The 20,440-nt window shown below is 34.9% G+C and carries 22 protein-coding genes; 12 read left to right on the forward strand and 10 right to left on the reverse strand.

Going from position 1 to position 20,440, the window contains the following annotated elements; all coding sequences use genetic code 11:
* Positions 1-149 precede the first annotated feature (149 nt).
* The 7 genes from AC4AGG_RS10625 to AC4AGG_RS10655 all read left to right on the forward strand — a co-directional run bounded on the left by AC4AGG_RS10625 (position 150) and on the right by AC4AGG_RS10655 (position 4,739).
* Positions 150-461: a hypothetical protein gene (locus tag AC4AGG_RS10625; RefSeq protein ID WP_489771977.1), complete on the forward strand. Its 312-nt coding sequence runs from the start codon at positions 150-152 to the stop codon at positions 459-461.
* 100 nt (positions 462-561) lie between these two features.
* Positions 562-1,227, forward strand: coding sequence for a hypothetical protein (locus AC4AGG_RS10630; RefSeq protein WP_489771978.1), 666 nt, complete (start codon positions 562-564; stop codon positions 1,225-1,227).
* A gap of 110 nt (positions 1,228-1,337) precedes the next feature.
* Positions 1,338-2,084 carry a hypothetical protein gene (locus AC4AGG_RS10635; protein ID WP_489771979.1) on the forward strand — a complete coding sequence of 249 codons (747 nt, stop codon included), beginning with the start codon at positions 1,338-1,340 and terminating at the stop codon, positions 2,082-2,084.
* An 11-nt stretch (positions 2,085-2,095) separates the two neighbouring features.
* The gene (locus AC4AGG_RS10640) at positions 2,096-2,890 is read left to right on the forward strand and encodes a hypothetical protein (RefSeq protein WP_489771980.1); all 795 of its coding nucleotides are present in this window, start codon (positions 2,096-2,098) and stop codon (positions 2,888-2,890) included.
* Between the two features lie 44 nt (positions 2,891-2,934).
* Positions 2,935-3,444, forward strand: a complete 510-nt coding sequence (locus tag AC4AGG_RS10645; protein ID WP_489771981.1) for a hypothetical protein — start codon at positions 2,935-2,937, stop codon at positions 3,442-3,444.
* A 208-nt stretch (positions 3,445-3,652) separates the two neighbouring features.
* Positions 3,653-4,162: a hypothetical protein gene (locus tag AC4AGG_RS10650; protein WP_489771982.1), complete on the forward strand. Its 510-nt coding sequence runs from the start codon at positions 3,653-3,655 to the stop codon at positions 4,160-4,162.
* 19 nt (positions 4,163-4,181) lie between these two features.
* On the forward strand, positions 4,182-4,739 hold the full coding sequence (locus AC4AGG_RS10655; RefSeq protein ID WP_489771983.1) for a GNAT family N-acetyltransferase: 558 nt from the start codon (positions 4,182-4,184) through the stop codon (positions 4,737-4,739).
* Between the two features lie 13 nt (positions 4,740-4,752).
* On the opposite strand, the gene AC4AGG_RS10660 is transcribed toward AC4AGG_RS10655, so the two are convergent.
* From AC4AGG_RS10660 to AC4AGG_RS10695, 8 genes are all read right to left on the reverse strand, one after another.
* Positions 4,753-5,358: a DUF8493 domain-containing protein gene (locus AC4AGG_RS10660; RefSeq protein ID WP_489771998.1), complete on the reverse strand. Its 606-nt coding sequence runs from the start codon at positions 5,356-5,358 to the stop codon at positions 4,753-4,755.
* Entirely contained in the window at positions 5,358-6,443 is a 1,086-nt protein-coding gene (gene dnaX / locus AC4AGG_RS10665; protein ID WP_489771984.1) for a DNA polymerase III subunit gamma/tau, read from the reverse strand. Before dnaX ends, AC4AGG_RS10660 begins: the two co-directional genes overlap by 1 nt.
* Positions 6,444-6,535: 92 nt before the next feature.
* Positions 6,536-7,297, reverse strand: coding sequence for a TatD family hydrolase (locus tag AC4AGG_RS10670; protein ID WP_489771985.1), 762 nt, complete (start codon positions 7,295-7,297; stop codon positions 6,536-6,538).
* Between the two features lie 20 nt (positions 7,298-7,317).
* On the reverse strand, positions 7,318-8,274 hold the full coding sequence (locus tag AC4AGG_RS10675) for a GSCFA domain-containing protein (protein ID WP_489771986.1): 957 nt from the start codon (positions 8,272-8,274) through the stop codon (positions 7,318-7,320).
* A 65-nt stretch (positions 8,275-8,339) separates the two neighbouring features.
* A complete protein-coding gene (locus AC4AGG_RS10680; RefSeq protein WP_489771987.1) occupies positions 8,340-9,311 on the reverse strand; it encodes a polyprenyl synthetase family protein in 972 nt (323 codons plus the stop codon).
* 91 nt (positions 9,312-9,402) lie between these two features.
* Complete coding sequence (locus AC4AGG_RS10685; protein WP_489771988.1) at positions 9,403-11,163, reverse strand: inorganic phosphate transporter; 1,761 nt, start codon at positions 11,161-11,163, stop codon at positions 9,403-9,405.
* A 32-nt stretch (positions 11,164-11,195) separates the two neighbouring features.
* Positions 11,196-11,834 (reverse strand): DUF47 domain-containing protein, encoded by a 639-nt coding sequence (locus AC4AGG_RS10690; protein WP_489771989.1) that lies wholly within the window; start codon positions 11,832-11,834, stop codon positions 11,196-11,198.
* Positions 11,835-11,944: 110 nt separating this feature from the next.
* The gene (locus AC4AGG_RS10695) at positions 11,945-13,657 is read right to left on the reverse strand and encodes a DEAD/DEAH box helicase (protein WP_489771990.1); all 1,713 of its coding nucleotides are present in this window, start codon (positions 13,655-13,657) and stop codon (positions 11,945-11,947) included.
* A gap of 134 nt (positions 13,658-13,791) precedes the next feature.
* Here AC4AGG_RS10695 and AC4AGG_RS10700 point away from each other — a divergent pair, with 134 nt between their 5' ends.
* Genes AC4AGG_RS10700 through AC4AGG_RS10720 form a run of 5 tightly spaced genes read left to right on the forward strand, consistent with a single transcriptional unit; the run spans position 13,792 to position 17,827 of the window.
* Entirely contained in the window at positions 13,792-14,454 is a 663-nt protein-coding gene (locus AC4AGG_RS10700; protein ID WP_489771991.1) for a DUF2461 domain-containing protein, read from the forward strand.
* A gap of 22 nt (positions 14,455-14,476) precedes the next feature.
* A complete protein-coding gene (locus AC4AGG_RS10705; RefSeq protein ID WP_489771992.1) occupies positions 14,477-15,475 on the forward strand; it encodes a hypothetical protein in 999 nt (332 codons plus the stop codon).
* Positions 15,472-16,527, forward strand: coding sequence for an NTP transferase domain-containing protein (locus AC4AGG_RS10710; RefSeq protein ID WP_489771993.1), 1,056 nt, complete (start codon positions 15,472-15,474; stop codon positions 16,525-16,527). Before AC4AGG_RS10705 ends, AC4AGG_RS10710 begins: the two co-directional genes overlap by 4 nt.
* 44 nt (positions 16,528-16,571) lie before the next feature.
* Positions 16,572-17,408 carry a formate dehydrogenase accessory sulfurtransferase FdhD gene (gene fdhD, locus AC4AGG_RS10715; protein WP_489771994.1) on the forward strand — a complete coding sequence of 279 codons (837 nt, stop codon included), beginning with the start codon at positions 16,572-16,574 and terminating at the stop codon, positions 17,406-17,408.
* A 47-nt stretch (positions 17,409-17,455) separates the two neighbouring features.
* Entirely contained in the window at positions 17,456-17,827 is a 372-nt protein-coding gene (locus AC4AGG_RS10720) for a DUF7009 family protein (protein ID WP_489771995.1), read from the forward strand.
* Positions 17,828-17,841: 14 nt separating this feature from the next.
* Here the strand turns inward: AC4AGG_RS10720 and AC4AGG_RS10725 are convergent, their stop codons facing one another.
* Positions 17,842-19,779, reverse strand: a complete 1,938-nt coding sequence (locus AC4AGG_RS10725; protein ID WP_489771996.1) for a DUF2207 domain-containing protein — start codon at positions 19,777-19,779, stop codon at positions 17,842-17,844.
* Between the two features lie 3 nt (positions 19,780-19,782).
* Positions 19,783-20,337 carry a LemA family protein gene (locus tag AC4AGG_RS10730; protein WP_489771997.1) on the reverse strand — a complete coding sequence of 185 codons (555 nt, stop codon included), beginning with the start codon at positions 20,335-20,337 and terminating at the stop codon, positions 19,783-19,785.
* Positions 20,338-20,440 lie beyond the last annotated feature (103 nt).

Consider the following 20,440-nt stretch of genomic DNA (forward strand, 5'->3'; position numbering starts at 1 on the left):
TTATTTTTTGTTACTTTTTTTATTATCATTTCTGATAATGATAAAATTTATTGATTTTCAATTACTTGAAATAAGAGGAGAAAAGCTAAATTTGCTTCCATTTATTGTAATAATTTGTTCTACAATTACGATCATGATACTTTATGTTTTTGAAAAAAAAACACGATTTTTTTTCAATTTTTAATTTCATTTGGATTTTTTTAATTTTATCAATTTCCTTAAAGATATTATTTAAACCAAGTGATTTTGAAAAAATTGATTTTCTTTTTTCACAGCAAATACATGATTACGAGTATAAAATCTATAAAGATAAATTTAACTGGAAAATTGAAAGTTTTAAATATAAAAACAAAACAGTTCTTTACCCTCAAGCAGTTGAAATAAAAGAAAATGAGCGTAATGTTTATGAACTTTCAAAAAGTATTTTTCAAGATAAATTTTACTTAAAAGATGCAGAATAATAAGTGTGGAAAAAAAAATTAAAGACGAACTCTTTGAAGTAGCTCACCTATTCTATATTTATCAAAAAAATAATACTTCTTGAATAAAAATCTCAAATTTTTGGACATTGATCTTACATCCAATGTATTCAAAGTTTTCTGTATTCTTTTTTGTTGCCTTTATAGCGCACAATTGCATTCTCAAGAAAAAAAACAAACCTATTTCTTAGTTAAAGATATCGATTATGACGGCATAAATGATTCCACTTATTTGGATGTAGATAAAGCCACCATTGTTTGTAAGTTATCAAGCGAGAAATTCAGGAAAACTGAAAGTAAGCCAATTGAAATCCTTAACCCTAATTCGGGTGTCAGTGATTCCAAAAATGGTTTTACATTTCACAACGATTGGATGAGGGCGGGTTACGCAAATCAGTTTCGATATAATAAAAAGACAAAGAAAATACAGCTTATTGGTATTTCGTTGTACGAATTTGGAAATGTAGCACAAGATGGCGCAGGAAATTCTAGTGTCAACTTACTGACCGATGATTTTGTTGGAGACTGGTCTTTTTACGATTATTTAGCCAATAATGAAGACGGCGAACTTGTCAAGATTCCTAAGATAAAAGCTAAAATGGATTTGGGTACCGTTAATTTGGAAGATTTCAGCCAAGATATATACTTTGAATTTTGTGATCGAGGAAACGTTTACTTTCAAAAACACAAAAAAGAAATCGAAGCAAAAAGAAAAACAAATGCACAGAAAAAGACCTCAAAAAAGTGATTCTGCACAATGTTTGAATTTACAAACTATTATTTTCCTTAAATTCGTTTTACTACATTAGAAATAAACATTTCATCTAAAACTTATCAAAGCTCGCAACAAAAACACCAATGAAAAATATTGTCCCAATCATTTTACCATTAATTCTATTTCTTGGATGCAATAAGAGTAAAGACAAAGCATCACCAACTAATCCTGAACAAATTGGGCCCAAAGTCGTTGACAAGATCACCGTCGTTAATGAAGATGTTTTGGAACAACCTAAGAGTATACAAGATTTTATTCCTAAAGGTTTTCGGGTTTTTGAGAAAATTAGCGGAGATCTCAACAATGATGGTATCGACGATTGTGTCATCATGATTAAAGATACGGACAAAGCTAATTTCGTCATTGACGAACATCGTGGCGAACTAGATCGCAACAGAAGAGGGATTATTATTTTGTTCAAAGTTGGAAATGGATATCAATTAGCAACCAAAAATTACACTTGCTTTTCTTCCGAGAATGAAGAAGGTGGAGTCTATTACGCTCCAGAACTTAGCCTAGAAATCCTAAAAAACAAACTTTATGTTTATTACGCTCATGGACGATATGGATATTGGAGGTATACTTTCAGGCATGATAATTCCGATTTTAGTCTAATTGGCTTTGATTCTGCCGACCACAACGGAGGTCAAGTTGTTGCAGAGACGAGTATTAATTTTTTGACCGGTAAAAAACTTCACAAAGACAATATCAATCGTGACGATCCAGATGCTGATGAAGTGTTTGAAAACACATGGACCAAAGTCGATAATAAAAACTTATTAAAACTCTCTCAAATTAAGAATTTTGATGAGTTGGAATTCAGATTCTAATTTCTAAAGTGATGAAAAAACAAATTTTGATTCTCTCTCACCTTCTTGTATTATTTTTGGGACTTTTCTCATGCAAAAAAGATAAAGAAACAATATCTAATCAACAGCCAACCAGTAGAATCGACAGCAAAGAAAATGATTCATTAATTCAAAAAATTGATTCAAGTGGAGCAGGATATTTTGCAAAATCAAGCATCAATAATCACGCTCCTACTCGATTTCCAAACTTTGGGCAAAAAGCAGAGGATTTTATTCGTGATCCTGCGGTTTATGAAATTCAACTTGAAGCTAAAGGTGATCTCAATAATGATCATTTGGATGATTTGGTTGTTGTAATTAGGAACAAGACTAACAAACTTGCTGAGAGGACACTCCTTGTCTTGCTCAAAAATAAAGATGGGTACTATCATCTTGATAAAATCTCCAACAAAGTAATACCGATTGAATATAATCAAGCAGATCATAAAATGTATGGAACAGAAGATATAAGTATCAATAATGGTGTACTTAGCATTAACTTGTATGATATTGGACCAAATGGAAATTTGGAAAGTAATTTTCGATATTTCCGAGATGAACTTTTGTTGACATATATCGAAACGTACAATATGGGAGCTGGAAGTCATTTGGCGCTTTATTATGATATTACAAAAGCTATTTTGACTGTCGACGAAATCAATACAATGGAGGAAGAAATGCCAACGAAAACTTCAAAATATAACCTCAAAAAAGTAAAATACCGTATTGAAGAAGCTTCACCCGATGATATCATGAGTAGAGCTTATAATCAAACAAGTGGAGAATAACTTCATGTTTATTCTGGCAACTAATAACCATTATATTAAAAATTATGAACAGAGAAATTAAAGGCCTTTTTTACAGTGTTTTCATAGCTTCTATTGCTCTTGTTTTAGGATATTTTGCATTGGGTCATTGCTCAAATTTTATAGGATGGAATGGATACGAGAAATGGAAACATCGCGTTAGGACGGACAGTATAAGTGAATCAAAAAAAAGACTGGTATTTGTTAAAACTCTCCAATACAAGATCATAGATGCTCAAAATTTGAAAAACTTTCATTTCACCCCATATATCGAAAAAGGATTTCGATTTGGAAGGCATTCTAAGAATGAAACTATTCTAGATACATTCACCAAATATCCATACAATTTGAGCTATGAACAAAACAAAAAAGATTCCGTCACATTACATATTATAAATTATGAAAAACTGGATAGCTGTGATGCTGTTTGGGGTTATCTGAAATCCGCGCAATTGAAAGATACAATCATAATAGAAATTGATGGTTCGAAAAACAGTAAAGGAGAAGAACTAAAAGGCATCATTAAAGTATGGTAAATTTCACTTTTTCTGATTGAGATTCAAACCTTTGAACAAAAATCAAGAAACAACGTTTCCAACTTTTTGAATTAAAGAAAGTTGTCAAATAAAAGTGTACTTTTGCTAACGATAACATATTTAAAATATCAAATCATTTTGGTTTCTTTTTGTTTCAAAAATATTTCACTGATTGAGTGAAATTTAATAATGTATAAAAATCAACACGATGAAAAAATTAGCTTTACTTTTCGTTTTACTTATAGGGACAACTACAGTCTTCTCACAATTAAAATATTCCTTAAAAGCGGAAGCTGGTTTTCTTAATTATGGACACAATACCGTTACTGTTGATCCAGGTCCCAATTGGAAAGGGTACTATCTTGATGGTGAAAGTGGTTTTGATATCAATGTAACTAATGGCGTTAAATACAAAAATATGCTTTTTGGTGGAATTGGTGTGGGTTACTCCAATTTTGAAGGAATGAGTGGTTTCTCCGCATTTGCAGATGTCGAATATATACCGCTCCAATCCAAACTTAGTCCTTTGCTCAACACCAAAATCGGTTACAATCACCTTTGGAATCAATACGAAAATGGGACTGGAACTGCTTTATTTGAATTAGGATTAGGTGTCAATTACAGATTAACTGACAAAATGGATATTTATCTAAAATCTGGTTTTAATATGATGCAACAATCCTTTTTGATACCTATCAGACTGGGAGTTAGATTTTAAATTAAACCACATTTTAAGAATGAAATATCTTCTAAACCATCTAGAATCTGAGAGATTATATTTTCGTAAGCTGGAGCAAAATGATTTTGAGACTTGGCTAGCTCTGTTTGAAGACGAAGAAACGGCTTTTCTTTTAGGGATGCAAGATTACAAAACACCTCACGAAAGATGCGAAAAATGGTTTGAGTGGACTTTCCATCGATATGGCCATGATTTGGGAGGTCAAAATGTATTAATTAGCAAAGACACCGGTTTGTTGATTGGTCAATGTGGACTTTTGGTAAGAGAAATTAATGGAATTTCCGAACTAGAAGTCGCTTACTCCATCTTACCACAATATCGTAGACAGAGTTACGATGTGGAAACAGCCCAAAAATGTAGAGATTTCGCGTTTGAAAATAATTTTCACCATAGACTTGTTTCCATCATTGTACCCGAAAACGAAAATTCAAAAAAAGTAGCAAGCAAAAACGGAATGCAATTCTCCCAAACGATTAACTTTAACAACAAACTAATGGACTTATATGCGATTACCAGGGAAGAATGGCTACAAAATAGAAAATCAAAAATCGACTGACCATTCAGAAAAATTAATCTTCTAAATTAAATTTGAAAATTTCGTGAAGCTTCAATAAATTAGGATTTCGTTTCGCCATTTTTTCAAAAATATTTCTCTTCGTGACGACTTCAATTTTCATGTTTTTGACATCCTTTTTGTAGTCAAATTTAACGGTAAAATTGTTGACTTTATGTTTGAAACGATTATAAAAATCGTGAGCCACTTTCTCAAACTCACTGAGTGAAGAATCCGAAGGATAAATAATTCTAACCAAATCCTCATCTACCTTTTCAAAGCGAAAGCTATGGATAATGTTATGAACAAAGGCGTCTTTTAATTTAATTTGATGAAGAAAGGCATTCCATTCTCTTTCTAAATCAGTCTGGGTAAAATGTTGTTTGGGTAAATTTTCGGAATCATCAATGAGGTCATCCTGAGTATCATCTGACTCTTTTTTAGCTTCTAAAGTGTTGAAAATACTGTATTTCGAAACATGATTAGCTTGCCCTATCGGTTTGGTCGTTTTCCTAATAGGTTCAACCTTTTTGATATCAATGTCGGGAAACGAAGGTGCTTCTACAACGGGTTCTTTCTTAACAATCTCAATGGGTTCCTGATGATGAACTGGAGATAGAATTAGGAACTTTTTTTTTTTAAAGTTTGCTGATCTGCAGTCAAACTCGCTAACTGCATTAAGGCAATTTCTACTGTTAGTCTCGGATTTTTAGAAGCTTTATAATTGATATCTGCATGATTACAAATTTCGATGGCATCGATTAAATTTTGTGGAGACCATTTTTTACTTTGTAGAGCATACTTTTGTTTGGTCGCCTCACCTACTTCGATAAGATTGAGCGTCGCTGTATTTTGAGCCATCATAAGGTCTCTAAAATGGCTTCCCATTCCACCAATAAAAATATGTCCATCAAATCCTTTTTTAACCAATTCGTCAAAGGCAGAAAGAATTTCTGGAATTTTGTTTTCGTGAGCAAGATCGGCAATATTCAGATATTGATCGTAGTCCAAGACATTGAGAACTTCCGCAGCTTTACTCAAAGTAATATTTTTCTGCGTAAAAGTTGCCAATCTATCAAGAATCGACAGTGCATCTCTAAGAGCTCCATCCGCTTTTTGAGCTACAAGGTACAAAGCATCTTCCTCGTACTGGATACCTTCTTTATCTGCGACGGATTTTAAGTGCTGCTGAATGTCATCTATCGTAATTCTCTTGAAATCATATATTTGACAACGAGAAAGAATTGTAGGAATAATCTTATGTTTCTCTGTTGTAGCCAAAATAAAAATCCCATGAGCAGGTGGTTCTTCCAGCGTCTTCAAGAATGCATTGAAAGCTGCTTGTGAAAGCATATGCACCTCGTCGATGATATAGATTTTGTACTTTCCAACTTGCGGCGCATATCTTACTTGATCAATAAGACCTCTAATATCATCCACAGAGTTGTTAGATGCTGCATCTAACTCATGGATATTGTAAGAAAATCCATCTTCAGATGTTGAGCCGTCTTTCTCATTAATTTTTCTTGCAAGAATTCTAGCACAAGTAGTTTTCCCCACTCCTCTTGGACCGCAAAAAAGCAATGCTTGAGCTAACTGATTTTCCTCAATAGCATGTTCCAAAGTATCTGTAATGTGAGATTGCCCAACAACTTCCTCAAATTCTTGAGGACGATATTTTCTCGCAGATACTATGAAATTTTCCATGTGTCAAAAATAGGGAATTTATTTTCAAATCAAAAGAAGGATGGCTAAATAAAAAGTATTTTTCAAGTGATTCTGAAGTAAAATCTACAAGATCAGGCAAAAATTTTCTCAGCGTTCTCAGATGTAATTCTATCAATCTCCGAAAAATCTTTACCATAAATATCAACCAGCTTTCCTGCAACCAAATCAAGGTAAGAGCTTTCATTACGCTTACCGCGATGTGGAACAGGCGCCAGATAAGGCGAATCGGTTTCTAGAACGATTTTATCTAGCGGAACTTCATGCAAAAATTGATCAATTTTACCATTCTTGAAAGTAACCACCCCACCAATTCCTAAAATAAAATTGAGATCAATCGCGCGCTTCGCTTGGTCTAAATCTCCAGAAAAGCAATGAAAAATCCCTCTCAATTTTGGATGCCGCTTACGCTCCAAAACTTCAAAAACTTGATCAAAGCTCTCACGTGTATGGATAACAATAGGAAGATCCATCTCTATCGCCCAATCGATTTGCTGTTCAAAAGCTTTAATCTGAATATCTAATGTAGTTTTGTCCCAATACAAGTCAATTCCAATTTCTCCAATAGCACAAAACTTTCTTTCGGATAAATAACTTTTAACAATATCTAGTTCCTTCTCCCAAGTTTTTGGCTGTACAGAACACGGATGTAGTCCCATCATCGCAAACATTTGGTCAGGATAAGAAGCTTCCAAAGCAAGCATATTTTCGTGAGATTCTGAGTCAACCGCAGGTAGATAAAACTTAGCAACTCCCTTATCCAAAGCTCTTTGTACGGCTTCTCCTCTATCTTCATCAAATTGCTCCGAATACAAATGGGTATGAGTATCAATCATTATTATTTGATTACAATTTATTAATCACAAAAAATCTTGTGTCTTACTTTCCTTTGTTGCTCCGCGATACGGTCGTCTAGCTTAGCCAAAAACTCTTGGTGTTTTTGATGATTTTCATCTAGTGGACGGTGTTGCAGCGCTTGATTAATTTTAAAATTTTCCTCTATAAAATCCATCACTTCATCTGAAAAATAAGCATCTGCAAATTTTTCAAAAATATAATTAATGGCTTGAGAATTAGGGTGAATCATATCTTCCTTGTAGAAACGGTAATCTCGCAAATCATCCATCATAATCTCATAAACCGGCAAATAGTGGCAGTTTTCGTAATTAGAAATAGTTTCATGAATAGCGGTGATCAACTTGGACTTACTCAAGGTGTTTTCGGAAAAACCATCTTTGGTATGACGAACTGGTGAAACTGTGAACAAAATTTGGACGTCATCTTTACAAATATCGATAAGATTTCTGATGGTCTGGTCAATGGCTTGAGTCAGTTCAGTTTGTGTAAGTAGTCTCTTTTCAAAAAATTTTCCAGGAATTTTTCGACAATTGGCTACCAATTTCTTTTGTGGTAAAAACTCATAAACAAAGGCAGTTCCATAAGTGACAATCACCCACTTCGAACTTTGCAAGAAAAGATTGCCTTCCTCAATTTTAGGATTAATTTTTTCCAAAGCCAAATGCACATAATCTGCATCGAATTGCGAATGGTGATCCAAAGAAATAATCTGATCCTGATAAGAAATTAAATCTGCTTCTTCATAAGGATGTGCATCATGAAGACGCTTTACTGCTACATTAATCGAATGTGGATTAAAAATGGTACCGAAAGGATTATTGTATGTCATCATCTGCCCTTTCTTCAATAAGTCCGATATCTCTGTCGAAAAACAAGAACCTATAGAAAACACTTGGTCTTCTAGTTTCATTTTCGATTCAGAATTCGGGATTTCTACTTCTGTACGGAATTTCATGTATATCAAAAAGCTGAAAGCAAAACGCTGCTTTCAATAATTTATAAAAGTTAAAACTAAAAAAATTAAGAATCTCTTCTTAGCAAGTAATTAGCAAGCTCGATGAATGGCTTTTTCTTATGGTCAGGAACGTTAATTTTCTTCAAATATTCCTGTCCTATTTCATTGTGTTTCTGAACCAATCGAAGCGTCTTCTCATCCACCTTTGTTCTACGGAATATCTTCTCTACACCATAGATTTTATCAACATTGTCAGTCTTCTTAGAATACCAAAAATCCAATTCTTTACGTTCTTCTTCAGTTGCGTTTTCACGAGCTAGAAGATAAAGCACTGTTTTTTTGTTTTCAAAAATATCTCCGGCGTGTTTCTTACCAAAGTTTTTTTGTTCTCCGAAAACGTCCAAATAATCATCCATAATCTGGAAAGCAATACCAATATGTTTCCCGAAATTAAAGATATGCTTTGCATCCTGAGGATTAGCACCAGCGATCAAAGCTCCAATTTCAAATGAACTTGCACTCAAAACTCCTGTTTTGTAAGTATTCATTCGGATATACTCATCGTAAGTTACATTCTCCTGAGTTTCGAAGTTCATATCATATTGCTGTCCTTCACAAAGTAAAATTCCTGTATGAGTAAAGACTCTGATACAAGCTTTGAACAACTCCGGCTCCAAATCTTCGAAAAACTTATAAGCTTTCAACAAAAGTCCGTCTCCTGACAAAATCCCAGTTGGCAAACCATACATTGTATGTACTGTTGGAACATTACGACGAAGAGGTGCTTCATCCATGATATCATCATGAATCAAGGTAAAATTATGGAAAAACTCAATAGCTAAAGAAGGTTTCACCGCCTTTGAAATTTCGCCACCAAAAAGGTCACAAGCCATCAAAACCATAATGGGTCTCAATCTTTTTCCTCTATGAGAAATGATGTAATTCATCGGTTCATAAAGTTCTCTCGGCTTATCCTTGAAAGTATACTTTTCAATCGCGTTACTAATAATTTCTTGATATTGGTCTAAAAAATCCATAAGTCTTGTTTCACGCAAAAATACAATTTTAAAGCTAAAAAAACTACCTGCAAATGCAGATAGTTTCTTTATTGTAATATTTTGATTCTATTTAAAAGTACTGAACTAAGAGGTAAATTAAGCCTGCAATAATTGCACTAATTGGGATTGTAAGAATCCATGCCCAAAGCAGGTTAATGGTTACTCCCCATCTTACAGCAGAAAGTCTTTTTGTTGCTCCTACACCGATGATAGATCCAGTAATCGTATGCGTCGTAGAAACAGGAATACCCATTTGCTCAGTCACGAAAAGCGTTGTTGCTCCCGCCGTTTCTGCACAAACACCTTCCAATGGAGAAACTTTTGTAATCTTAGTTCCCATGGTTTTGATGATCTTCCATCCTCCACTTAACGTTCCTAATGCTATTGCAATATAACACGAAAGCGGAACCCAATCTGGCATTTGTTTGATATCTGTAATCTGTCCTGCACTCACCAAAGCAGCAGCAATAATACCCATTACTTTCTGTGCATCGTTTCCACCGTGTCCAATGGAGAATGCTGCGGAAGAAACCAATTGTAATCTCTTAAGAGAATTAGCAGTCTTCACTGCACTTCCGTCTTTTCTGAAGTGATTATACATGAAGGCAATAATGAAAAGTGTCAAAATCCCGATAAGTGAAAATCTTAAAATTTTATTATCTCCTTTCTCCAATTCTTTTCCTAAATCGCTTTTAACATCAACCTTAACTGCTTTTTGTAAATCAGCAAGACTTTTGTTTCCTGCATAACCACTTTTCTGAAGTTCTGCATAGATATCCGAAGTAACCTTGTCAAATCCTTCTTCAGGGATTCTTTTGGTCATTGGCTTCACGACATCATCATAAAAAGCTTTGTCTTTCTTGTAAGTCGGTTCGTAAGACGGATCAATTTCTGCCTTTCCAGCCTTCTTATCCATTTCTAAGAATACACCTAACTTATCCGCAACTCTCGAACACATGATCGGGTTGTAATCAACCGCTGTCATCATCTTGTCAAGTACAGCCGTTTTTCCTTTGTCTTCAAACTGAATAGCAATAGGCTTAAGTTTATCAACTGAAGCTTTAGATGCCTCCAACTTTTTAGTCTGATCTTGAAGTTTTTCTTCATGTTGAGCGATATCACCAGCTAATTTCGGATCATTATGCTTTTTCAAAGCTTCGATCTCCAGCGTTAGCTTAGAAACTTCGTGACCATATTTGTCAACTTTAAAGTACTTTGAGATATTCTCAGTAATCTTGTTTTGTTCAAATCTTTTGAATCCAAACCAAATTCCGAAACACGCCAAAACCAACCACATGGTTTTTACCCATATATTTTTGTGAATGGTAATGAAAGTAAATATCATCGATATCACCATCCCAATCAAAGGAGCAAGGAAAATAAACAAAATAATTTGCCAAACTTTCCCACTATCAATAATATTAGATAATGCAGGAATATCACTTCCCTTCTGATATGCAGTTAATACAGCATGGGTAATTGCCGATCCTGCAAAACCACCAATCAAGGTATGAGAAGATGAAGATGGAATCCCGTACCACCAAGTCAAAAGGTTCCAAATAATAGCAGCTATAAGCCCTGCCAAAATTACGTGAAGCGTAATATATTCTTTGAAAACCGTTTTTCCGATGGTATTGGCTACTGCATGATCTTTAAAAATAAGAAAAGCGACAAAGTTAAAGAACGCCGCCCAAACTACTGCTTGGAAAGGCGTTAGTACCTTAGTAGAAACGATGGTAGCAATAGAATTGGCTGCATCGTGAAAACCATTGATATAGTCAAAGATAAAAGCTAAAGTAATAATAGCTATCAATAAAATAGGAAAATCCATTCCGATAAAAAATTAAGGTTAAAGGAAAAAGATTAAGCGTATTTAATCATGATTGTCTCAATAATATTGGCTACATCCTCCGCTTTATCGGTAACTTCTTCAAGGTAATCAAGAACTGATTTTGCCTTTAAGATATTCACAGCATCATTAGTTTCAAAAAGCTGAACCAATGATTTTGTCAAGATATCGTCTGCGATATTTTCAATACTATTGATTTTGATACATGATTCTTTCACTTCATCCATATTCTTAAAACCTTTTAGGTTTTTTACGGCGTTGTGAATCTCATGACACTGTTTGTTAATCAATAACGAAAGGTCAGCATATTCCTTCATGTTGGGTGCCTTGTACATAAAGATATTCTTAGAAGAAGCGTAGATGTAATCTGCGATATCATCCAAACTTGCAGCTAAAGCATGAATATCTTCTCTGTCAAAAGGCGTAATGAAATTTTTTCCAAGCTCTACAAAAACCTGATGCGTCAGGTTATCCATCTGATGCTCGTAATCACTTATTCTCTTGTGGAACGCATCATCATTAGTATCAAACTCAAGAATCCCTTTATGGAACTCATCCGACATCTTCATTAGCTTGTCAGTAATTTGCTCAAACAGCGAAAAAAACACTTTGTCTTTTGGCTGGAAAAAACTAAAAATATTACCTATTTTCATTATAAACTCGATTTTTTCAGTGTGCAAATATCTTCAAAATGATAAAATCTATCATATTAAATTTTGTTCACATTAAAATTGAAAACTGAATATATACCCCTATTTCATTATTAATTAGCAACTTCAGCTCGCATCTCTTTTCCTTTGAATTTCATCTGACCAAGATTTCCAAGGATATCTTTCTGGTAGTTTTTATCAATTTCGAAGAAGCTGAATTTATCCAATATCTCTATATCACCGATATCCGGACGTTTTTTGGCCTTATTTGTAGCTTTATTGACGATATCTAACATATCGACTTTTTTCAGTCCATCTCTTTTCCCAAGATTGAAAAAGAAACGCACCATGTTTTCATTTTTTCCTCGTTTTTTTCCTCCTCTTCCTCTATCACGATCTCTTCCACCATCTCTATCTCCGCCTCTATCACGATCTCCACGACCACGGTCGCGATCTCCTCTTCTTCCTTCTCTTCGGCTGTAAGGCAAATCATCTTCTCTGGTCAAATTCTCCTTGTGAAGGTCTTTTGCACCTTGATAATATAATGCCATTTCCTTCAATTGGAATTGCAATAATTGATGTACCAATTGCTCTTTGGTAAAAGCTGATAAATCTGGAATCAAAGAATCATCAAATTCAAAGAAATCTTCGTGTGTCGTGAACAAGTTTTCGAATACTCCACCTACTTGAGCTTTGATAATCTCCTCTCCTGTTGGAACTTGTTTTTCAACAATTTCGATTTTGGTTGAAGATTTAATTTGCTTCAGTTTTCTTGTTTCTTCTGGCTTAATTAGCGCCATAGAAATACCGTCCTTTCCTGCTCTACCCGTTCTTCCACTTCTATGTACAAAAACTTCTGGATCATCAGGAAGTGAGTAATGGATAACGTGCGTCAAAGAGTCCACATCAAGACCTCTTGCAGCAACATCCGTTGCCACCAAAATATCCAAATTTTTCAAACGGAATTTCTTCATTACCGTATCTCTTTGTGCCTGAGACAAATCACCATGAAGCGAATCTGCTGCGTAACCATTCTGCATCAAGAAATCAGCAACTTCTTGAGTCTCCATTCTGGTTCGACAAAAAATGATAGAATACAAATTAGGATTACCGTCGATAAGGCGCTTCAAAGCCTCTTTTTTTCTACGATAATGCACAACATAATATTCGTGTGCGATGTTTTTCTTAACCTCGTTAACCGACCCAACAGAGATTTTGTGAGGTTTGGTCAAATAATTTTTGGAAATTCTTTCAACTTCCTTGTTCATCGTTGCAGAAAACAAGAACGTCTGTTTTGTTTCTGGCGTTTCGCTCAAAATAGTTTCCAAATCATCTTTGAAACCCATTGAAAGCATTTCATCAGCCTCATCAAGAATTAACCATTGAATTTCAGAAAAGTCCAAAGCTTTTCTTCCGATCAAATCGATTACCCTTCCAGGAGTTCCCACAATGATTTGTGGCTTTTCTCTAAGACTTCTGATTTGGTCAGTAATACTGCTTCCTCCATAGACCGCTGTGGTCTTCACATTAGGAAGATATTTAGTGTAATTTTTGATGTCTTTTGTAATTTGTAAAGCCAATTCTCTTGTTGGAGACAATACCAACATCTGAATTTTTCGGCTTTTGTCATCCAGCATATCCAAAATTGGAAGTGAGAATGCAGCGGTCTTACCTGTCCCCGTTGAAGCCAAAGCAATTAAGTCGCGATCGTCTGACTGGATAAAGGGAATAGTAAGTTTTTGAATTTCTGTGGGTTCTGTAAACCCAAGTTCACCAATTGCCTTGAGAATCTCAGGACTTAAATTGGATTCGGTGAATAATTTCATTAAAGATTTTAAATTTTTGCAAAGATAGTCTTTTTTAACAGAAGAAGGAATTATAGCCTACAAGTCATCGCTTAGCAACAGGAATGAAGTCGCTACATTACTTAAAATTTTTAACTTTACCCAAAATTATCCTCATGAACACAATTGATAAATCGACTTTGGATTTTCTGAAAAAATTAATGAAAAACAATGATAGAGAATGGTTTAACGAAAATAAAAACCTCTATACAGCAGCACATCAAAATGTCATTAACTTTGTAGAAGACCTTATTTCCGAAATTGGCGACTTCGATGAAGAGATTGCCAAGATTGATGCCAAAAAATCAATGTTCCGAATCTATCGAGACACCCGCTTTTCCAAAAACAAAGAACCTTACAAGACTAATTTCGGTGCCAACATGGGGATCGGAAAAGGCAACAAAATAGCAGGATACTATCTCCATATAGAACCGGGCGGTTCTTTCTTAGCAGGTGGAATCTACCAACCAGACGCACCAATTTTAAAAGAAATCCGAAAAGAAATTTCTATGAACTTTGATGATTTCTCCAAAATCGTAACCGCAAAAGACTTTGTTAAAAATTTCAAAGAATTAAGCCAGGACAGCAAGCTTTCTCGAGTACCTCAAGGATTTGAAAAAGAAAATCCTGCAGCTGAATTTCTAAAACTCAAAAACTATGTGGTCATTCGTCGAATTAGCGATGAAGATGTTCTTGACAAAAATGCTGTAAAGAATTTTGCTAAAATTTTTCAGGCCATAAAACCACTTAACGACTTTTTGGAGGCGCCTTTTAGGTAATTTTTGTACTTTCACCGCCTTTATGCAACATACACAACAACCTTCTGCCCTCTTTTACAAACTTACTGCACTTTGGGCGGTGAGTGAAAGTGGTTTGGGCGGCATCCTTCATGCTTTCAAATTGCCTTTTAGTGGAGTGATTTTAGGGAGTTTTGCTGTCATCATTGCCACATTTATCGCCTCTCAGTCGACTCAAAAGTTTCGAGAGGTAATACAAGCGACAATTTTGGTACTTTTAATCAAAGCTATTGCGAGCCCACATTCTCCAATAACAGCTTATATTGCCGTTTCCTTTCAGGGAATCTTAGGGGCAATCTTGTATTCTATTTTTGGAGTAATTCGATTAGTAGCCATCATCTATGGAGCGATAGCCCTCTTGGAATCGGGATTCCAAAAGATAATTACGCTGACTTTAATATTTGGAAAAAATATTTGGGAAGCCTTTCAAGAGTTTTTTGTTTCAATTTCCAAAGAGTTAAGGTTGGAGAACCTCAGTCTGTTGCCCATCATTTTGTTAAGTGGTTACTTTTTCATTTATCTATTAGCTGGAATGATCGCTGGAAATTTTGCCATAAAACTTCCTCAAAGAATTGAAAATGAAGCAGAAATTCTTAAAAATTTAAAATTCAATAACTCCAATACCATCCCTTCTTTCGCAAAGAAGAAAAAGAAAAATAGATGGATTCCTCTGATCGTTATGTTGATTTTCACGGTTTCAGTTTTCGTTTTATCTGGTTCCATGGATCAGGCAATATATTCAGTTTTAAGAACTTTGGGCGCTGTAATATTGCTTTTTTATGTACTTCCACCTCTATTCCAAATTATTCTTAAAAAATGGAAGTCCAAAGAAGAATCCAAAAACCGACAAATGCTGGAAGAAGTTAATGTGTATTTACCCAAATTTAGAGAAAACGCATTTACAGCATACGAAATAGTAAAAAATCAAAAGGGATTTGTAAGGAAAATTCAAAAATTTGTCTTAATTTGGATGACAATATCTTTAACTGATCAAGAATCATGAGCCAGCTGTATATTTTCTCCGACAAAATTGGAGTGGGAAAGACCACTACCCTACTTAATTGGGCTAAAAGTCAACGAGACATTGGAGGCTTTTTATCTCCTCAGATCTCTGGAAAACGATATTTCCTTAACCTCGAAAATGGTCAAATTAGAGGTATGGAAAGCGAAACAGGAACTGTAAAAATTGGAAAATTTTCTTTTGACGAAAATATCTTCAAATGGGCGCGTTATGAATTGATGCAGCACTTCACTTCGGATAAAAAGGGAATTGTCGTTGACGAAATAGGACCTCTCGAAATCCAAAAGGACGATGGTTTCCATTACATTATTTTGGAAATTTTAAAAGACCGATCGCAGGAAAGACCAGATGTGGTCTTTGTTGTAAGAGATTTCATGGTGGATGATTTCATAGCGAAATACGGATTAACAGATGTTACCATAATTCCGAAAGGTTTTTTTAAACAACAGGTACTTAAACATTGTAACGGTGTAGTCCTATGTGGTGGAGAAAGTTCTAGAATGCAGTCTGATAAAGCTTTATTAAAATTTTCCGAAATCGAACAATGGAAAAAAGTTCAAAATATTTTGAAACCGTTTTGCGATAAAGTTTTTGTTTCGATTAATGAAAATCAATCTCAAAACTGGGCGAAAAACGAGAGCGCAGAATTTGTCACCGATGATCCCAATCTCGAAAATATTGGTCCTCTCAACGGAATCTATCAAGCCGCCAAAAACAATCCCATCCAAAGTCTAATGATTTCTGGTGTTGACTATCCGTTGATAAAAACCGAACATTTTGTCTTGCTTAACAACGAAAGAGAAACAGCTTTTGACGGCGTCTTCTTTTCCAAGGATGGTGTGACAGAACCTTTGATTGGAATTTTAGAATCTAATGTTTTTCCAAAATTATATGACTTTGTGGAAAACGGAGGCAAGTCGTTCCGACGATTTTTAGAAGAAATAAACATTAAAACTATTACTTTAGATAACAGCGATTTTTTATTAAATATTAATACGTTAGAGGAATTTAATCAATTTCAAAATAATCATTAAATCTTCCTCATAATTCAGATTTTTTCTTTTAGATATTAGGCTCCATGAAACATATGATTGAAGAATTTTCCATTCAAAAAATGATTAACCAAGGCGAAAAAATGGAATCTCATTTGGACGTTTTGGCGGTGGAAGAACCTTTGGAAATATCGATAAAAAAAGATACAACTTCTGGATTAATTCCGATTTCTGTAACGATGCGTACACCGGGAAATGACGAAGAATTAGCCATCGGATTTCTATTTACGGAAGGAATTTTGAAATCAAAAAAAAATCTTGACAGCAAAGTGTCCACTCAAGTTGAGGAAAACAAAATCATTATTAGATTTCAACCCAATTTTGATATCAATTTAGATAGTCTTCAAAGGAACTTTTACACAACAAGTAGTTGCGGAATCTGTGGTAAAGCCAGTATTGAAGCTGTCAAACAAGCTTGTCCAACAAATCGTGATGTTGATGATTTTCAAGTTCATTGGAAAACTATTTCGGAGCTTCCAGAAAAATTACGTGCTAGTCAAAAAACATTTGACAAAACCGGAGGAATCCATGCCTCTGCCCTATTTGATGCGACAGGAAATCTACTGACCATTCGAGAAGATGTTGGGAGACATAACGCTCTGGACAAACTTATTGGCGCTCAATTTCTCGATGACAATGAGGAAAACTTTAGTTTAAATAAAAAAATCTTGCTTCTAAGTGGAAGAGCCAGCTTCGAGTTAATTCAGAAAGCATCAATGGCAGGAATCAAGATCGTTTGCGCTATCGGTGCGCCAAGTTCTTTGGCCGTGAAAACTGCGAAAGAATTTGGAATCACTCTGATTGGTTTTTTGAAAAATGGAAATGGCAACGTATATTCGTCTCCAGAAAGAATTGCTGTATAATTAAAGTATTTTTCAACACTTAAACTTTTTTAAATTTAATTAAATTCATGAAAATCAGAATAAAAGGCAATAGCATCCGATTAAGACTCACCAAAACAGATGTTAGAAACCTAAAGGAATATGGAATCGTTGAAGAAAAAACCGTTCTAAACGGTCAACAAATTTTCAAATACGAATTGGTGAAATCCTCAGAAAAAAGTGAAATTTCAGCACAATTTGTTGAAGGTAAAATAAGTGTATTTCTGCCGACAAAAGAATCCGATATCCTAACCGAATCAGATGAAATCACTGTAAAAGCTGAGCAAAACAATGGTGAACAAGGGAATCTTTTCCTTTTGATTGAAAAGGATTTGCAATGTTTGGATTCTACTTTTGAAGACCAGTCAGACATGTATGAAAATCATAAAACACACTGCTAAAATGGTGGTGTTGGTTACCAACCGCCACCGCCTCCGCCGCCACCTCCGCCGCCAGAGAAACCTCCGCCACCAGAACCACTTCCAGAAGATGAAGGAGCTGTAGACGCTGATTGAATGGAGCTCGAAAGATTACTATTCAAGGTACTTCCAAAGCTAGAAACATTGAAACTATTTCCAAAATACCAAGTGTGATGATAGTCCATCGCCGCTGTTCTCAACATTTCGGCAAACTTTTCTCCCCAGATTTTGTCCACTCCCATTACAATAGCGAATGGAAGTATCTTTTCGAATAAATCAGGTGACATTTGAGGAGGATTATGAAACTTAAGTTGCTCTGCCTCCGCTGCACCCACATACATTTTGAAGCCCTCAATTAAGGATTGTGTCTCTAACTTTTCTTCAGAGGGTCTCTTTATCAAATAGGCATAAATCGCAAATGCCGTAAACGAAAGCACTAGAAAAGCATAACAAATATTGTAATTGGGGTCAGCTGAATAGTCAAAACTTAAAATAATCCCTTGTCCCATTATATAGAGAATTCCTACAGGAAGTAGCCAAATAAACCTCCAGGAAACCGAAAATTCTTTGACAAGAAAGGTGAAAAACAAAAATACAACAGCCAGGATTACATACAAAAAGAAACCAATAACTAGCTTCGTTGGATCAAAGTTCATTTTTAAACTTAGATAAAGTCCAAGACCATAAATCAATGTTATTACCAAAGCTGGAATCCACAATTTCGATCGATTATTGCCTTTGTTCAGCAAAGAATCATGCTGATATTTGAGGCTTACCTTATAATCGTCCACCATTGATTTTACCTTGGAATTATATTTCTGTTTGATTTCGAAAGAATCTTTGGAGCTAAACAAATTATTGAAGAGCTCTTTCTCTTCAATGGGAAGGCTTCCATCGGCATTCTTTAATTTAGTTAAGGTGAAAACTCGCGAAGAGAAAAGTCCCAAAAGCTGAGACTCTTCACTTTCTGTGATTTTCAGATACCCCTTAATCGCCAAATTCACAATAGATGCGGTAATGAGTCTATTGCTGAAACTTCCTTTCTGAAGATATCCCAAAGAAGCTGGGGAAAGATTTTGAGGTACATTAAACTGTGGATAGACTGTTGGCTTTTGAGGGTCAACACCATGCAAAGACCATGTTTTATAATAATATCCCATCAAACCAAGGAATACTAAAATCGAAGCAATCAAAATTCCGTACTTTTCAAAAAATCCAGGAGGCGGTGGCGCCGCAATAACTCCTTTTTTGAATCCAATAGCAATCGTCAACCCTTCTTCTGAACCCAAATTTTGAGCTTGCCAACTCATTCGATTAGCTGATAACTTTTCTGAAGTGCAATTTTGCGCAGTTGAACCATAAGAACCTGTATAACAAGAGTTCTGAACAATTTCTGTTCCTGCTGGTAAAGTCACAGAAGCTGAAATCTGTTCTACTGGAAAATTCCACTGAATTCCATTGACATTCCAATACAACTCGTCATAATCATCAAAAAAACCAATGTGATTTCCAGAGTAATAAGTTATCTCGTACTCATAAACTCCTGGACTAAGATATACATCATCTTTTCCGATATAGACATTAAAATAGCCATTATCATTTTTCAAATGATAATCGTCAATAACACCATCTCTTTTGACTGAGATAATATCGTAAGATACTTGGTTATTTTTGTTATTAAGATTTCTAGTCGAAGGTAAAGCACGAAAAATCCCTCTTTTGATTTGTTCACCTTTGACCACCACTCTAATGGTTTCGGTAACTCTTAGACCAGCTTTATCATCAACAACAATATTAGAATTAAAGGAAAGAATCCTCTCCGATTGCGTCAACGACAAAGAATCATTGAGATTTTCAGCGGCATCAAAATCTCCAGATTGCGCAAAAACGCTTAATCCAAAGAATAAGCAGATAAATAAAAAAAAGTGTTTCAAAATCTAGAATTTCACCTGTGGAACTTCTCTTTCGCTAACATTAGTCAATTCAAAGAATGGAGACTTGGTAAACTGGAACATTCCTGCAATAACATTAGAAGGAAATGACTCTACCAACGTATTGTTCTCTCTTACTGTCCCATTATAATATCTTCTTGCTTTCTCAATATCACCTTCCAAATTGGACAATTCCATCTGAAGTTGTTGGAAGTTAGTATTGGCTTTCAAATCTGGATATTGTTCTGCAACAGCATTAAGGTTAACCATTGCCTGACTCAATTGCTTTTCTGCAGCTTCTTTTTCGGCAACAGTTTTCGCACCGATTGCCTGAGTTCGGGCTTGTGTAACGCTATCCAAAGTTTCGCGTTCGTGAGTTGCATAACCTTTAACGGTTTCTACCAAGTTAGGAATTAAGTCATGTCTCTTTTTCAACATCACATCAATACTGCTCCAAGCTTCCTGAACAAGATTTTTGAATTTAACCAATCGGTTATAAATAGACACGCTGTACATAAGGAAAAGTACGATTACCGCAACAAAAACTAAAATGTAAGTCATCAAAATATGTTTTTAAAATGAATGTAAAAGTAAGCAATATATTGTATTGTTATTTTAAATTTTAGTTAAAAATAATCCCAATTAAAAATTGACTAAAAAATAA

The sequence above is a fragment of the Chryseobacterium sp. CG10_8 genome (genome assembly GCF_058117085.1).

What these genes read in the sequence shown, in the direction of transcription:
- AC4AGG_RS10635 (WP_489771979.1), top strand. Translation starts at nt 1,338, where the DNA reads ATGAAAAATATTGTCCCAATCATTTTACCATTAATTCTATTTCTTGGA.
- AC4AGG_RS10640 (WP_489771980.1), top strand. Translation starts at nt 2,096, where the DNA reads ATGAAAAAACAAATTTTGATTCTCTCTCACCTTCTTGTATTATTTTTG.
- AC4AGG_RS10645 (WP_489771981.1), top strand. Translation starts at nt 2,935, where the DNA reads ATGAACAGAGAAATTAAAGGCCTTTTTTACAGTGTTTTCATAGCTTCT.
- AC4AGG_RS10650 (WP_489771982.1), top strand. Translation starts at nt 3,653, where the DNA reads ATGAAAAAATTAGCTTTACTTTTCGTTTTACTTATAGGGACAACTACA.
- AC4AGG_RS10655 (WP_489771983.1), top strand. Translation starts at nt 4,182, where the DNA reads ATGAAATATCTTCTAAACCATCTAGAATCTGAGAGATTATATTTTCGT.
- dnaX (WP_489771984.1), bottom strand. Translation starts at nt 6,443, where the DNA reads ATGGAAAATTTCATAGTATCTGCGAGAAAATATCGTCCTCAAGAATTT.
- AC4AGG_RS10670 (WP_489771985.1), bottom strand. Translation starts at nt 7,297, where the DNA reads ATGATTGATACTCATACCCATTTGTATTCGGAGCAATTTGATGAAGAT.
- AC4AGG_RS10675 (WP_489771986.1), bottom strand. Translation starts at nt 8,274, where the DNA reads ATGAAATTCCGTACAGAAGTAGAAATCCCGAATTCTGAATCGAAAATG.
- AC4AGG_RS10680 (WP_489771987.1), bottom strand. Translation starts at nt 9,311, where the DNA reads ATGGATTTTTTAGACCAATATCAAGAAATTATTAGTAACGCGATTGAA.
- AC4AGG_RS10685 (WP_489771988.1), bottom strand. Translation starts at nt 11,163, where the DNA reads ATGGATTTTCCTATTTTATTGATAGCTATTATTACTTTAGCTTTTATC.
- AC4AGG_RS10690 (WP_489771989.1), bottom strand. Translation starts at nt 11,834, where the DNA reads ATGAAAATAGGTAATATTTTTAGTTTTTTCCAGCCAAAAGACAAAGTG.
- AC4AGG_RS10695 (WP_489771990.1), bottom strand. Translation starts at nt 13,657, where the DNA reads ATGAAATTATTCACCGAATCCAATTTAAGTCCTGAGATTCTCAAGGCA.
- AC4AGG_RS10700 (WP_489771991.1), top strand. Translation starts at nt 13,792, where the DNA reads ATGAACACAATTGATAAATCGACTTTGGATTTTCTGAAAAAATTAATG.
- AC4AGG_RS10705 (WP_489771992.1), top strand. Translation starts at nt 14,477, where the DNA reads ATGCAACATACACAACAACCTTCTGCCCTCTTTTACAAACTTACTGCA.
- AC4AGG_RS10710 (WP_489771993.1), top strand. Translation starts at nt 15,472, where the DNA reads ATGAGCCAGCTGTATATTTTCTCCGACAAAATTGGAGTGGGAAAGACC.
- fdhD (WP_489771994.1), top strand. Translation starts at nt 16,572, where the DNA reads ATGAAACATATGATTGAAGAATTTTCCATTCAAAAAATGATTAACCAA.
- AC4AGG_RS10720 (WP_489771995.1), top strand. Translation starts at nt 17,456, where the DNA reads ATGAAAATCAGAATAAAAGGCAATAGCATCCGATTAAGACTCACCAAA.
- AC4AGG_RS10730 (WP_489771997.1), bottom strand. Translation starts at nt 20,337, where the DNA reads ATGACTTACATTTTAGTTTTTGTTGCGGTAATCGTACTTTTCCTTATG.